Source organism: Roseburia faecis (assembly GCF_001406815.1).
GTDB lineage: Bacteria > Bacillota > Clostridia > Lachnospirales > Lachnospiraceae > Roseburia > Roseburia faecis.
Map to the genome: position 1 here is coordinate 102,427 of NZ_CVRR01000019.1, position 13,970 is coordinate 116,396.

13 protein-coding genes, 1 other RNA gene and 1 other annotated feature are annotated in these 13,970 nt (G+C 43.6%); of the genes, 11 read left to right on the top strand and 3 right to left on the bottom strand.

Features of this window, described 5'->3' with window-relative positions; all coding sequences use genetic code 11:
• Window positions 1-5 precede the first annotated feature (5 nt).
• Window positions 6-692 carry an amino acid ABC transporter permease gene (locus M72_RS07605; RefSeq protein ID WP_022047091.1) on the top strand — a complete coding sequence of 229 codons (687 nt, stop codon included), beginning with the start codon at window positions 6-8 and terminating at the stop codon, window positions 690-692.
• Window positions 682-1,425: an amino acid ABC transporter ATP-binding protein gene (locus M72_RS07610; protein WP_055067790.1), complete on the top strand. Its 744-nt coding sequence runs from the start codon at window positions 682-684 to the stop codon at window positions 1,423-1,425. Before M72_RS07605 ends, M72_RS07610 begins: the two co-directional genes overlap by 11 nt.
• 72 nt (window positions 1,426-1,497) lie before the next feature.
• On the opposite strand, the gene M72_RS07615 is transcribed toward M72_RS07610, so the two are convergent.
• Window positions 1,498-2,394: a hypothetical protein gene (locus M72_RS07615; RefSeq protein ID WP_055067791.1), complete on the bottom strand. Its 897-nt coding sequence runs from the start codon at window positions 2,392-2,394 to the stop codon at window positions 1,498-1,500.
• Window positions 2,395-2,399: 5 nt separating this feature from the next.
• Window positions 2,400-2,777: a response regulator gene (locus M72_RS07620; protein ID WP_022047088.1), complete on the bottom strand. Its 378-nt coding sequence runs from the start codon at window positions 2,775-2,777 to the stop codon at window positions 2,400-2,402.
• Between the two features lie 133 nt (window positions 2,778-2,910).
• Between M72_RS07620 and M72_RS07625 the strand changes: the two genes are divergently transcribed.
• The 6 genes from M72_RS07625 to queA all read left to right on the top strand — a co-directional run bounded on the left by M72_RS07625 (window position 2,911) and on the right by queA (window position 10,308).
• Entirely contained in the window at window positions 2,911-3,255 is a 345-nt protein-coding gene (locus M72_RS07625; RefSeq protein ID WP_022047087.1) for a hypothetical protein, read from the top strand.
• A gap of 129 nt (window positions 3,256-3,384) precedes the next feature.
• Window positions 3,385-3,568, top strand: a non-coding RNA gene (gene ssrS, locus M72_RS16370) — 6S RNA.
• Window positions 3,569-3,722: 154 nt separating this feature from the next.
• Window positions 3,723-5,444 carry a SpoIID/LytB domain-containing protein gene (locus M72_RS07630; protein WP_055067792.1) on the top strand — a complete coding sequence of 574 codons (1,722 nt, stop codon included), beginning with the start codon at window positions 3,723-3,725 and terminating at the stop codon, window positions 5,442-5,444.
• Window positions 5,445-5,473: 29 nt separating this feature from the next.
• Window positions 5,474-5,704 (top strand) — a binding site (T-box leader).
• A 113-nt stretch (window positions 5,705-5,817) separates the two neighbouring features.
• Window positions 5,818-6,837 (top strand): phenylalanine--tRNA ligase subunit alpha, encoded by a 1,020-nt coding sequence (pheS, locus tag M72_RS07635; protein ID WP_022047085.1) that lies wholly within the window; start codon window positions 5,818-5,820, stop codon window positions 6,835-6,837.
• Between the two features lie 13 nt (window positions 6,838-6,850).
• Entirely contained in the window at window positions 6,851-9,268 is a 2,418-nt protein-coding gene (gene pheT, locus M72_RS07640) for a phenylalanine--tRNA ligase subunit beta (RefSeq protein WP_055067793.1), read from the top strand.
• 14 nt (window positions 9,269-9,282) lie between these two features.
• A complete protein-coding gene (queA, locus tag M72_RS07645; RefSeq protein ID WP_055067946.1) occupies window positions 9,283-10,308 on the top strand; it encodes a tRNA preQ1(34) S-adenosylmethionine ribosyltransferase-isomerase QueA in 1,026 nt (341 codons plus the stop codon).
• Between the two features lie 67 nt (window positions 10,309-10,375).
• Here the strand turns inward: queA and M72_RS07650 are convergent, their stop codons facing one another.
• Entirely contained in the window at window positions 10,376-11,188 is an 813-nt protein-coding gene (locus tag M72_RS07650; RefSeq protein WP_176694772.1) for a GGDEF domain-containing protein, read from the bottom strand.
• Between the two features lie 435 nt (window positions 11,189-11,623).
• Here M72_RS07650 and M72_RS07655 point away from each other — a divergent pair, with 435 nt between their 5' ends.
• From M72_RS07655 to aroA, 3 genes are all read left to right on the top strand, one after another.
• Window positions 11,624-12,187, top strand: a complete 564-nt coding sequence (locus tag M72_RS07655) for a biotin transporter BioY (protein ID WP_055067795.1) — start codon at window positions 11,624-11,626, stop codon at window positions 12,185-12,187.
• A 129-nt stretch (window positions 12,188-12,316) separates the two neighbouring features.
• Complete coding sequence (locus M72_RS07660) at window positions 12,317-12,655, top strand: PilZ domain-containing protein (protein WP_022047081.1); 339 nt, start codon at window positions 12,317-12,319, stop codon at window positions 12,653-12,655.
• An 18-nt stretch (window positions 12,656-12,673) separates the two neighbouring features.
• Entirely contained in the window at window positions 12,674-13,960 is a 1,287-nt protein-coding gene (gene aroA / locus M72_RS07665) for a 3-phosphoshikimate 1-carboxyvinyltransferase (RefSeq protein WP_055067796.1), read from the top strand.
• Window positions 13,961-13,970 lie beyond the last annotated feature (10 nt).

Here is a 13,970-nt window from a genome sequence, read left to right on the forward strand (position 1 = left end):
AAACAGTGAGTGATTTTATTGCAAAATTTCAACAGGATTTTATAGAGAGCGACCGTTATCTGTATCTGCTGCGTGGGCTGGGGAATACATTGCTGATTGCAGCCCTTGCGGTTATTCTGGGAATTGTTCTTGGATTTCTGGTTGCAATCATCCGGTCTACACATGACAAGCATGGCGGACTGAATATCCTGAATTTTATCTGTAAAGTGTATCTGACCATATGGCGGGGAACCCCGACGATGGTGCAGCTGCTGATCATGTATTATATTATTCTCGTTGCACTGGATAATAAGATTCTGGTTGCAGTGATTGCGTTCGGATTGAATTCGGCGGCTTATGTGGCAGAGATTGTCCGTTCCGGAATTATGTCTGTGGATGAGGGACAGTTTGAGGCCGGACGAAGCCTTGGGTTGAATTACACCCAGACCATGCGGCTGATCATTCTTCCTCAGGCATTTAAAAATGTCCTTCCGGCGCTGGCAAATGAATTTATTACACTTTTGAAAGAGACATCCATCAGTGGATACATTGCAATTCCGGATCTGACAAAAGGCGGTGACATTATTCGAAGCCAGACATATGATGCGTTTCTTCCGTTATTCGGCGTTGCGGTCATTTATCTGGTACTGGTAATGATCCTTACGGCAGGAGTACACAAACTGGAAACGAGGTTGCGGACAAATGAGCGATAACAAAAATGTATTGATCGAAGTGAGAGATCTTTGTAAATCTTTTGATCATGTTAATGTATTAAACGGAATATCAACAACGATTTCGCAGGGAGAGGTTGTTGCAATTATCGGACCGTCGGGATGCGGAAAATCTACGTTTCTGCGCTCCATGAATCTTCTGGAAAAACCAACCTCCGGTTCCATTCTTTTTGAGGGAACGGATATTACGGATTCTTCCGTTGACATCAATAAAATGCGTCAGAAAATCGGAATGGTGTTTCAGCAGTTTAATCTCTTTCCCAACCATACCGTAAAAGGGAATATCATGCTTGCCCCGGTACAGACCGGGCTCATGACAAAAGAAGAGGCTTCGAAACGTGCAGATGAACTGCTGGTACGCGTAGGGCTTTCGGATAAAGCGGATGTCTATCCTGCAATGCTTTCCGGAGGACAAAAGCAGCGTATTGCGATTGCGCGTGCACTTGCTATGAATCCGGATGTGATGCTGTTTGATGAGCCGACTTCTGCACTTGATCCGGAAATGGTAGGAGAAGTACTTGAGATTATGAAAGAACTTGCCAGAGATGGAATGACGATGGTGGTTGTCACACATGAGATGGGATTTGCCAGGGAAGTGGCAAGCCGTGTAATGTTCATCAATGAAGGACAGATTCAGGAGGAGAATACACCGAAGGAATTTTTCTCCCACCCGGAAAATCCACGTTTGTGCGAGTTCCTTTCTAAAGTATTATAGTGGAAACATAAAAAAACGTCTGCCTTGTGGCAGACGTTTTTTATGGCATTTTACTTTAAGGAAAATCCTATTTTATTCTTTAATGGAAACACATTCCATATAAAAATCAATCGTTCCAAACGTATACAGAACCGGGATATGCAAGGTGCGTCCTGAAAACTGAATCGGGGAAACGGTAATATGCTCCGGAGCACCGAGTGTTAACTCTGTGTTAGAGGTGTTTGATACATTTACAATGAATAATCCGTTCTGCAGATTCAAAAAATCCTCCAGAGAAGCCTGAACGTATTCATCGTAAGAATGGAACTGCTCATGGACATAGCGGGTAGCAAAGGCAATCGCCGTGTCCAGATCCATGGAAATATAGGTGTTAATCGCATAGTCACCATGAATTTCCTGCTTTACACAACAGGCAATGGAAGCCTCAGTGACTTCTTCCACGGAAAGCGGTGTGTAATCGGAACCGATAAAACGGATAAAATCGTTAAATAAAAGCTCGATAAACATATGTCCTTTTTCCGAAAGAGCAGCGTCGGTTGATGAAAAAAAGTTTTCAAACAACTGCTGGATATTTTTCCGGCGCTCGATAAGGCTTTCTTCATCTTCCATGCCGTTTTTGGAACGGTAATCCTGTATGATCTGTTCGAAATCGGTGTTTGTCAGAACTCCTTCATCCAAAAGAACCTGTCCAAGAGAAAGGAAGGCAGGGGTCTGCTGTTTTAACAGTTCTTCCACCTGGGCTTCGGTCAGGTATCCGAGCTGAATCGCCAGCTCACCGAAACGATTGTCCTGGTGGGTCTGGTGAATGACAACATCATCTACCTGGGCTGCATTCATGTATCCGGCATGAATGGCAAGGGTACCGAGTTTCATATGCTGGTCTGCTTCCTGACGCATCGCTGAAAACAGCTGATCACGGGTCACATATCCGTTGGCAAGCAGATAATTTCCAAAAAATTGTGTATACATAACGATTATCTCCCTTCCAGGAAGCGCTTAACGACAGCAAGCACCTGTTCCTTGTCCAGTGGCTTTTGAATGAAATCTTTTGCGCCCGCTTCCAGTGCATTTTTCAGCTGGGACTGTGTTCCGACAGAAGAAGCGATGATGATTGTAGCTTCCGGATCAAATTCCATAATATCACGGATGGCATCATTGCCGTCTTTTTTTGGCATAACAATGTCAAGAAATACCAGATCCGGATGTACTTCTTTATATTTGTCAATCGCACTCTGTCCATCGGTGGCTTCCACGAATACCGGAGTGCCGAGAGTGGAAATGATGTCCTTTAACTGTTTACGTGCAAGAATCGAATCGTCAGTAATTAAAATTGTAGTGTCCTCAATGCGCATATACATTCTCCTTTTTGTTACATATTAAGTATATTTTACTATAAATGTATAAAATAATCAATGAAATTTGACTATTTTTGCCGATGGTAAAAAGTTTTTTCGTGTGTGATACTATAAAACAGGAGGAAAAATCATGAAAACAATTTTACTTATGGATATTGTGATCGTTTTTGTAGGCATTTATCTGGCTGTTTCTGCTGCAAAAATGAAAAAAAGCGGACAGATCAGTGACCTGGTTGTCCCGAAAGAAGAAATTAAGAAGTGTAAAGATCCCGAGGCGTATATCCGGGGAATAACACCGTGGCTGTATGGATTTGCGGCGGTAGCAGTCGTTGTGGGAGCAATCGGAATTTTATGTGATACTAAGGTGATTACGCTCGGACGCATCTGGACATATGTGGAACTTGGTGCATTTTTGGCAGCATTGTTTGCATTTGTAAGCGGAATGCGTAAAATAAAAGACAAATTTTTCCCTTAAAGCAGTATGCGGAAATGGAAAAAAGTACATAGAATCAGACCTTGAAATTCAGGTAAAAATAAAGTATAATAAATGCAGTACAAAAGAGAAAGTTGCCGGATGCGGTATCGCATAAAAGACGGCAGAAAGAGATGCCTGAAATGTACGACAACTCTTGCTATTTAGAACCTACATTTACTTTAAACGGGATTCCTATATGATTTTTCTGGATGTCAGGCCGCCACAGTCAGCGGAAGACAGAAGGGAAACTGCGGTCGCCCACCTAGCATTGGCTAGGAGTCTAAATTGCAGGAACCGGCATTTTGGGTAACTTACCAAAGAAAAAGTATTTAATATTAAGATACCAAAGAATTTATTATATACCAAAGAATGTTACAGCGTACAAAAGAGAAGGGGAGCTGCCGGAGAACGGTGGCTCCTTATTTTGTGTCAATGACAGATGAATTAATAAAAACGGAGAGTGCTTCATGAAAAAAAGAGACAAAATGAAGATGATGGGGATTCTGATTCTGCTGCTTGCGGTAATTACCGTTGCGATAACTTTAATTCTGGTATCCCGTCTTTCCAAAACGGCAGGGAAAGATCAAAAAGAAGAAACATTTGACCGTTCCGTTTCCGGGATGCTCAGCAATGCATATATCTTAAAGAGTGAAGAAAAGGATATCATTGTATTATATCGGGGAGAAACCTATTTTGCGGAGGGAAAGCCGGAGAAAAAATATACGGGGGTTGCGGATATTGAACTGACGAAGGGAAAGGTTACTAAAATTTATGCGAAACCTTCAACGATCAAGGGGGTTCTGACAAGTTACTCCTCAAAAAGTGTTCAGATAGAGGGATATGAACCGCTTTCGGCAGAAAAAGATCTGCCGGTGTATCTTGTGGCAAGTTCCGGACATGCAAAAATTCCTGTCCGTCAGGGAAAGATTTCAGATCTTGTTGTAGGAAATTCCAAAGTGGAACTGGTTGTTGCAGAGCAGAAAGCCTGTGCACTTGTAAGCTATCAGGAGGACATGGCAGAAAAGGTCCGTGTGCTGCTCAAAAACGGAAAAGAAAATACATATGCCAGTCTTTTTGTTTGCAGCGGGGATGCCTATACCGTGGATGGAAATAAAAGGAAGAAGGACACCGTAACAGATGCAGAAAAACTTCTGAAGGGGGAAAAAACGGGAAAAGAGATAAAAATTTCTCCGGATACCGGTGGTCTTTTGTATCGATGTGATAAAAACGGAAACCCGTATGGTTCCGGGTACGAGGGAGATCTGATTCTCCGGAAGGAAAAAAAGGGATATGTCCTGATCAATGAAATTCCGATGGAAGATTATATTCGTTATGTTCTGCCTTCTGAAATGCCATTATCTTTTTCCTATGAAGCCTTAAAAGCACAGGCGGTATGTGCGCGCACATTTACATACGGGCAGATGAAAAACGATACGTATGCCCGGTACGGAGCAAATCTGGATGATTCCATTGCCTATCAGGCCTATCATGCAACAACTTCCTATGAAGTGACGGATCAGGCTGTGGCGGATACCGCAGGCATGGTGATGACGTACAAAGGAAAACTTGCGGACTGTTATTATTATTCCACTTCCCCGGGATATTCTGAAAATCTGGAAGTATGGAATGCCGCATCTCCGGGATATCTGCTGGCGGAAAACCATACCAGGGAAAAGACAAAAGATCTGTATTCGGATAAAGCCTTTCATAAATTTATTACAGCAAAAGCGGATGCCTATGATGAAAATTCCCCGTATTTCCGATGGACGGCTACCCTGTCGGCAAAGCTGGGCATGGATGAAACATATGGAAAACTGAAAAAACTGAAAGTCAATAAACGAAGCACTTCCGGATATGTACTGTCTCTTACCATGGTTTTTGAAAAAGGAGAGCGGACGATCGAAAAGGAAAATGAAATCCGGTATGCACTCGGAAAGTATCTGCTGGATCTTGATCTTGCAGACGGAACCAATAAACATCGTGCCTCTTCCGTCCCGAGTGCGTGCTTTGAAATAAAAAGTCAGAAAAAAGGAACCATCGTGCTGACCGGAGGCGGATTCGGGCATGGAATCGGAATGAGTCAGTACGGTGCGGACGCCATGGGAAAAGAAGGAAAGAAATGGCAGGAAATTCTCGGATTTTATTTTAAGGATGTTACATTTACCAATGTCTTTGATCTTGACACATAAAAGGAGACTGTGGTAGAATGACAAATGTGTAAAAAGCAATGAATGTGTCAGTAGCATCTGAACGACATACAGAGAGAGGAAGTCATCGGCTGTAAGCTTCCTTATGATACGCCAGCATGTGAATTTTCCCACAGGAGCTGCGCAGGTGAACACAAGGATTTTTAGCCTGCGACGGTCACTGCACGTTAAGCAGAATGAGAGCCCATATAGATACAGGATATGGGAATCTGGGTGGTAACGCGGAATTTTTCGTCCCTGATATGCAATTATGCATAGCAGGGATTTTTTTATGCCAGAAAACACTTCCGGTTCCACAGTAGAAAATTGCGTAAAAACAATTATTATGAAAGAAAATATGTAAAAGGAGAGTACCATGAAAGAAAAATTGCAGAAAATCAGAGAAAATGCAATAGCACAGATTGAAAATTCTGACGGACTTGCAAAACTCAACGATGTGCGTGTCGCCGTTCTTGGAAAGAAAGGGGAACTCACCGCCGTATTAAAGAGTATGAAAGAGGTTGCACCGGAGGATCGCCCGAAGGTGGGACAGTGGGTAAATGAAACCCGTCAGGAAATTGAAAATAAACTCGATGAGATGAAGAAAAAACTCGAGGCTGCGGAGCTTGAACATCGTCTGGAAAATGAAGTGATCGACGTTACCCTTCCGGCAAAGAAAAACCGTGTGGGACACAGCCATCCGAATACCATGGTACTTGAAGAGGTAGAGCGTATTTTTACCGGTATGGGATATGAAGTTGTAGAAGGACCGGAAGTGGAATACGATTATTACAACTTTGAAGCATTAAACATTCCGGCAAACCATCCGGCAAAAGATGAGCAGGATACCTTCTACATCAATGATAAAATCCTGCTGCGTACACAGACTTCACCGGTTCAGGTGCGTGTGATGGAGCAGAAGAAACCTCCGATCCGTATGATTGCACCGGGACGTGTGTTCCGTGCGGATGAAGTGGATGCGACCCATTCGCCTTCTTTCCATCAGATTGAGGGGATGGTCATTGACAAGGGAATCACGTTTTCTAACTTAAAGGGAACACTGACCCAGTTTGTACAGAAGCTGTTTGGAAAAGAAACAAAAGTAAAATTCCGTCCGCATCATTTCCCATTTACGGAGCCATCGGCCGAGATGGATGTTTCCTGTTTTAAATGTGGCGGAAAAGGATGCCGTTTCTGCAAAGGTGAGGGATGGATCGAAATCCTTGGCTGTGGAATGGTACATCCAAGAGTGCTTCGTATGAGCGGTATTGATCCGGAAGAATATTCCGGCTTTGCATTTGGTATCGGTCTGGAGCGTATTACCCTGTTGAAATATGAGATTGACGATATGCGTCTGCTGTATGAGAATGACGATCGTTTCTTAAAACAGTTCTAGGAGGAGAAAAAGAATGAATACATCATTAAAATGGATCAAAGCTTTAGTTCCGGGACTTGACTGCGGCGTGCAGGAGTATGTCGATGCCATGACACTTTCCGGATCAAAAGTTGAGGGATATGAGCAGCTCGATGCAGATCTTGACAAGATCGTCGTCGGACAGGTTACAAAGATTGAAAAACACCCGGATGCCGACAAACTTGTCATCTGCCAGGTAAACGTTGGAAGCGAAACGCTGCAGATTGTGACTGGTGCACCAAACGTATTTGAAGGGGCAAAAGTTCCGGTTGTTTTAGATGGCGGACGTGTCGCAGGAGGACATGATGGAACAAAAACTCCTGGTGGAATCAAAATTAAAAAAGGAAAGCTTCGCGGGGTTGAGTCTTCTGGCATGATGTGCTCGATTGAGGAACTCGGTTCAAACCGTGAAATGTTCCCGGACGCACCGGAGAACGGACTGTATATCTTTGACGAGGATGCACCTGTCGGAGAAAATGCGGTTGCTTATTTAGGACTGGATGACAGCGTTGTTGAATATGAGATTACATCCAACCGTGTAGACTGTTTTTCCGTACTCGGCATTGCGCGTGAGGCAGCAGCCACGTTCCATAAGGAATTTGTACCTCCTGTCGTAACAGAAACCGGAAATAACGAAGATGTCAATGATTACATCAAAGTATCTGTAAAGGATCAGGATCTTTGCAGCCGTTACACGGCAAGAGTTGTAAAGAATATTAAGTTTGCCCCATCTCCGAAGTGGATGCAGGAACGTCTTCGTGCACATGGAATCCGTCCGATCAATAATCTTGTAGATATTACGAATTATGTGATGGAAGAATACGGACAGCCGATGCACGCCTATGATCTGGATACGATTGAAGGAAAAGAGATTATTGTCCGCCGTGCAGCTGCAGGTGAAAAATTTGTGACGCTGGACGGACAGGAACGTCAGCTGGATGAAAATGTACTGATGATCTGTGATGCAAAAAAAGCAGTAGGCATTGCCGGTATCATGGGTGGAGAAAATTCCATGATTACCGATCATGTAACAACCATGTTATTTGAGGCAGCATGCTTTGATGGAACCAATATCCGCAAATCCGGAAAGCGCATCGGACTTCGTACCGATGCTTCGGCTAAGTTTGAAAAAGGCTTAGATCCAAATCTTGCCATGGAAGCGATGAACCGTGCCTGCCAGCTGGTAGAAGAGTTAGGCGTCGGCGAGGTTGTAGGTGGAGCCGTTGACATTTATCCTGTGAAGCGTGAGGGCGTAAAGATTCCGTTCGAACCGGACAAGTACAATAAGCTTTTGGGAACGGATATTCCGGCCGGGGATATGATCGGATATTTCAAAAAAATAGATCTGGGATATGACGAAGCAACGAATGAGATTCTTGTTCCGTCCTGGAGACAGGATCTGCTTTGTGACGCAGATATGGCAGAGGAAGTAGCACGTTTCTACGGCTATGACAAGATCGGAACTTCTCTTCCGAGCGGAGAATCCACTGCCGGAGGAAAGAGCTTTAAGCTGCGTATGGAAGAAAAGGCACGTGAGATTGCAGAGTTCTGTGGTTTTTCACAGGCAATGACTTATTCTTTCGAGAGTCCGAAAGTATTTGACAAATTACTGATTCCGGAGGATTCCAAGTGGCGTAAAACGGTTGTGATTTCCAATCCGCTTGGGGAAGATTATTCCATTATGCGTACGCTGCCACTGAACGGAATGCTGACTTCCCTGTCTACGAACTTTGGACGCAGAAACAAAGATGTACGCCTGTACGAGATGGGAAATATCTATCTGCCGAAGCAGCTTCCGCTGACGGAACTTCCGGAAGAACGTATGCAGCTGACGTTTGGTATGTACGGAGACGGTGATTTCTTTACCATGAAGGGTGTGATCGAGGAACTCTTATACCAGACAGGTCTTCGCAAGAAGGCTCAGTATGATCCACATGCCGAGCTTCCGTTCCTGCACCCGGGACGCAAGGCGGCTATCGTATATGATGGAGCTGTGATCGGATATCTCGGAGAGGTACATCCAACGGTTGCTGCAAATTATGCCATCAAAGAGCGCGTATATATTGCAGTGATTGATATGCCGGAGATGGTATCCCGTGCATCCTTTGATTACAAATATGAGGGAATTACCAACTTCCCGGTTTCTTCCCGTGACTTGTCTATGGTTGTTCCAAAGAATATTCTGGTAGGTGATATCGAGAAAGTATTCGAGGAAAACGGTGGGAAGTATCTGGAAAATTATGAGTTATTTGATGTATACGAAGGAGAGCAGATTGAAAAAGGCTTTAAGTCTGTCGCATACTCTCTGAAGTTCCGCGGAAAAGATAAGAATCTGGAAGAGAGCGATATTACGAGTGCTATGGATAAAATCTTAAGCGGACTGAAAAATATCGGAATCCAGTTGAGAGGCTAATCATGACAGAAGGAATGAATGTAAAAGATTATGACTATGATCTGCCGGAGGAACTGATCGCTCAGGACCCTCTGGAGGATCGTTCCAGCTCCCGGCTGATGGTGCTTGACCGTCAGACCGGGGACGTGGAACACCGGCATTTTACGGATATTCTGGAATATCTTCACCCGGGTGATTGTCTGGTGATCAACAACACAAAGGTGATTCCGGCACGTCTGTTCGGAGTGAAAGAGGACACACAGGCAAAAATCGAAGTACTTTTGCTAAAACGCAAGGAAAATGATATCTGGGAGACACTCGTAAAACCGGGGAAAAAAGCAAAACCGGGCACAAAACTTGTGTTCGGAGACGGGCTTCTGACGGCAGAAGTCGTGGATGTAGTAGAAGAAGGAAACCGTCTGATTCAGTTCCATTATGACGGAATTTTTGAAGAGATTCTGGATCAGCTGGGACAGATGCCGCTGCCGCCATATATTACGCATCAGCTGAAAGATAAAAATCGCTATCAGACCGTATATGCAAAGTATGACGGATCTGCCGCTGCCCCGACAGCAGGGCTTCATTTTACGAAAGAACTGCTGCAGAAAGTAAAGGATATGGGAGTCGATATCGCAGAAGTAACCCTGCATGTCGGACTTGGCACGTTCCGTCCGGTAAAAGTAGAAAATGTACTGGATCACCATATGCACTCAGAGTTTTATATGGTGTCACAGGAAGCTGCGGATAAGATCAACCGCGCGAAGGAAAGCGGACACCGGGTGATTGCGGTCGGCACAACCAGTACGCGTACGCTGGAAGCCGCCGCAGATGAAAACGGACGGCTGCATGAGACCAGCGGCTGGACGGAAATCTTTATTTATCCGGGGTATCAGTTTAAAGTGATTGATGCCTTGATTACCAACTTCCATCTGCCACAGTCAACGCTTGTGATGCTGGTATCGGCACTCGCAGGACGGGAGCATGTGCTTCATGCGTATGAGATCGCTGTAAAAGAAAGATATCGTTTCTTTAGCTTTGGCGATGCTATGCTGATTAAATAAAGAATCACAAAAGAACTGTTACAAACAGGAAAAGAAAAATTCATTTCCTGCTTTGTGACAGTTCTTTTTATGAACATACGACCTGGTTTTTTCCGGAACGCTTTCCTTTATAGAGCTGTTTGTCTACAAAATCAAGCCACTCTTTTGCCGACTGACCGGAAGTGTATTTTCCGGCACCGATGGTTACGGTATAGCGGAAACTTTCTCTTGATGTCCGCACACAGTTGGAACTGATTGCGCTGCGGAGTTCTTCAAGGATATCTTTTGGAATTTCACACGAACGGCATTTCCCCAGAAGAAGAAATTCTTCACCGCCCCAGCGGCAGTATTTAAATCCATGTTTCTGTGCCTGCAGGATGATGGTTTTTGCAAGAATTTTTAATGCGTCATCCCCGGTGTTGTGTCCGTAGGTATCGTTGATGTTTTTGAAATTGTCGATATCGATCATGGCAAGATAGTAATCCTTTTGTCCATTTTCGATAAAAAGTTTCTGAATCTCGTCCATCATAAAAAAACGGTTCGGAATACCTGTCAGGGCATCGTATTCTGCTTTTTTAGTAAGTTTTTCTTCCTCATGAACCATATACCGGAGTAAGAAAAGCATGGAAGTAATGATCAGCAGGAGTACAAAAATTACGATTACGACTGCCAGGATACCTGTTTCCGTCAGGGAAAGGGGATAAAAAGGTGAAATCCGGTTTCCCGCCACGTATAAGGCAACGATGGCAACGGAGTAAAGACTGCTCAGAATCAACACGGGTGTTATGGATTTCTTCTTGTCCGGAAGGATACATTCTATAATAAAGAAAAACAAAATCACGCCGAACAGACATAACTGAAAATTGCAGCCAAGCCCCACACAAAGTGTTGCAGCCGACATATGTAGGAGAATTTCAATGGAAGCAAGGTAGACATACAAATGCATTTTGGATGTCTGTAGCAGAAAAAATGTCAGTGTGTAAAAAAGGATGCTTCCTAAATTAAAATAAACCATAAAGTTGATTTTTAAATTTGCAAATAAAAGAAGAAATCCAATATGTACAACCCAAAATACCTTGTTAATGAAAGAAAGATATTTATATTCAATTTTTTCTGAAATAGAATGATCTGTCATTGTATGTAACCCCATAATTTTTTATAAACGTTTTCGCATAATTCAACCCAAAGCTATTCTTTTATATTAGCATTTGTTTACATATATCGCAATAATTTTTCCTAAAAAACAATTGTTAACCTGTATAAATATAAAGTTGACAATAAAAAGACATGCGTGTATACTTAACACATTGAATTTACATGGAAAGGAAGATAAAAAATGAATGACACTGTAAGCGCGACACCAAAGAAAATGTCGGTAAAAACCATTGCTGTGATCGGTGTTCTCACAGCTGTAACCTGTATTTTAGCACCATTGTCTATCCCGATTGGAGATGTTCCGATTTCTCTTACCAATCTGGTGATTTATTTCGGACTTTATATTTTAGGCACCCGGAGGGAGACGGTCAGCTATATTGTTTACCTTCTGATCGGACTGGTTGGCGTTCCGGTATTTTCCGGTTTTACAGCAGGTCCGGCAAAAATGTTCGGACCGACAGGCGGCTATCTGATCGGGTTTATTCCGATGGCTGTGATCGCCGGAATTTTTATTGAAAAGTCCGGACGGAAACTGGTATTGGGCATGATCGGCATGATTCTCGGAACTGCTGTTTGCTATATCTTTGGAACGGTATGGTTTGTACTGGTAATGAAAACCTCTGTACAGGCGGCGTTGACAATGTGCGTCTATCCGTTTATTGTATTTGACATTATCAAAATGGTTCTTGCTGCATGGATCGGACCGCAGATTCACGGACGTCTGGTGCAGGCGGGACTTTTATAAAATCATTACTTTTTATCGGATATTCCGGGAAGGGGGCCCGGAATATCCCTTTTTTTACTTGTAATGTGTTTCTGAATGTAATAAAATAATATTTATATTATCGTTTGAAAAGGTATAAGGGGATGGAAAATGGAAGAAAAAAGGAAAAATAAAAGACTGGATCTGGATGTCAATGTACAGTTGGAGCGTCTGGATGAAGACGGGGTCACAACTTTAAAATTTGTGCATGTGGATGTAACAGATATTTCAAAAAGCGGAATTGGATTTGACTGTAAAAAGAAACTGGAAATGAATTCCTATTATGATGCAAAGATCCAGATATGGACAAAAGAAGTGGTGGATGCAGTCATCCAGATTGTCCGCAGCGAAGAAAAGCCGGACGGATTTCATTATGGCGGTGTGTTTATCGGAATGACGGATACCGATGCATTAAAGATTGATATCTATCAGATTTTTAACGAACTGTAAAATAAGGCGGGAAAAACTATGATCTTACAGGATACTTATGAGATAAAAAAAGCAGACATAATTCCGGTTGAGGTTTCGGTTCCAGGATCGAAGAGCATTACAAACCGGGCACTTCTGATTGCAGCACTTGCAAACGGAAAGAGTGTTCTTAAAGGGGTTCTTTTTTCGGATGACAGCAGGCATTTCCTGCAGGCTTTGCAGGACCTGGGCTTTGTGGTGGAAATTGATGAGCCGCATGCGGTTGTCTCCATTGAAGGAAAAGGGGGCAGGGTTCCAAAGACAAAAGCTTCCGTTGATGTGGGAAGTGCAGGAACTGCTGCCCGTTTTCTGACGGCATACCTTGGTCTGTGTGAGGGAGAATATCATATGAACTCTTCCGAGCAGATGAAAAAGCGCCCGATGGAAGAATTGCTGCAGGCACTTCAAGACCTTGGGGCGGAAGTTACTTATAAGGAAGCATCAGGACATTTCCCATTTGTGATCGGAAACAGTGGTGTGAATAGACACGAAGTAACCATTGATGTTGAAAAAAGCAGTCAGTTTCTGAGTGCGCTTCTGATCTCTTCCGTGTTGTTTCAGAAAGAATTCCGGATTCACGTCAAAGGGCATCATGGAATGGCTTATGTAGAGATGACGGTTGCCATGATGAAACAGTTTGGTGTGGAAGTACAACGACCTGCATCCGATACTTTTGTGATTGCGGAACATACAGCATATCAGGCAAGAGAGTATCAGATTGAACCGGATGTTTCGGCAGCTTCTTATTTTTATGCGATGTGCCCGGTTGTCGGCGTTCCTGCAAAGGTCTGCCATGTACACTGGGAAAGCTTACAGGGAGATACTTCTTTTTTACATGTGCTGGAACAGATGGGATGCCGGACAGAGGAAGAACCGGATGGAATCCGGATGTATCCGCCGACGGAAGGATTCCTGGGAGGGGTATTTGACTTTTCTGCATTTTCAGATCAGGCTCTGACACTGGCGGCAATTGCGTGTTTTGCCAGTGAAACCGTCGAGATTACCGGAATCGGACATATCCGTTATCAGGAATGTGACCGTTTTGCCGCGATTCTTACCAATCTGAAGGCAATGGGAATCGCATGCGAGCAGCTGGATGAGAACCGTATTGTGATTCATCCGGGAAAACCGCATGGATGTAAAATAAAAACGTTCGAGGATCACCGGGTTGCGATGGCTTTTGCAATTCCGGGACTTGTGACAGACGGTATTGTGATTGAAAATCCTTCCTGCTGCAGGAAGACGTTTGAAAACTATTTTGAAATACTCGATACCTTGTGCAAATAAAAATACAGGC

Coding starts and splice junctions, on each gene's coding strand:
- M72_RS07650 (WP_176694772.1), bottom strand. CDS start 11,188: ATGTCGGCTGCAACACTTTGTGTGGGGCTTGGCTGCAATTTTCAGTTA.
- M72_RS07630 (WP_055067792.1), top strand. CDS start 3,723: ATGAAAAAAAGAGACAAAATGAAGATGATGGGGATTCTGATTCTGCTG.
- M72_RS07660 (WP_022047081.1), top strand. CDS start 12,317: ATGGAAGAAAAAAGGAAAAATAAAAGACTGGATCTGGATGTCAATGTA.
- pheS (WP_022047085.1), top strand. CDS start 5,818: ATGAAAGAAAAATTGCAGAAAATCAGAGAAAATGCAATAGCACAGATT.
- M72_RS07620 (WP_022047088.1), bottom strand. CDS start 2,777: ATGCGCATTGAGGACACTACAATTTTAATTACTGACGATTCGATTCTT.
- M72_RS07615 (WP_055067791.1), bottom strand. CDS start 2,394: ATGTATACACAATTTTTTGGAAATTATCTGCTTGCCAACGGATATGTG.
- pheT (WP_055067793.1), top strand. CDS start 6,851: ATGAATACATCATTAAAATGGATCAAAGCTTTAGTTCCGGGACTTGAC.
- M72_RS07625 (WP_022047087.1), top strand. CDS start 2,911: ATGAAAACAATTTTACTTATGGATATTGTGATCGTTTTTGTAGGCATT.
- M72_RS07610 (WP_055067790.1), top strand. CDS start 682: ATGAGCGATAACAAAAATGTATTGATCGAAGTGAGAGATCTTTGTAAA.
- queA (WP_055067946.1), top strand. CDS start 9,283: ATGAATGTAAAAGATTATGACTATGATCTGCCGGAGGAACTGATCGCT.
- aroA (WP_055067796.1), top strand. CDS start 12,674: ATGATCTTACAGGATACTTATGAGATAAAAAAAGCAGACATAATTCCG.
- M72_RS07655 (WP_055067795.1), top strand. CDS start 11,624: ATGAATGACACTGTAAGCGCGACACCAAAGAAAATGTCGGTAAAAACC.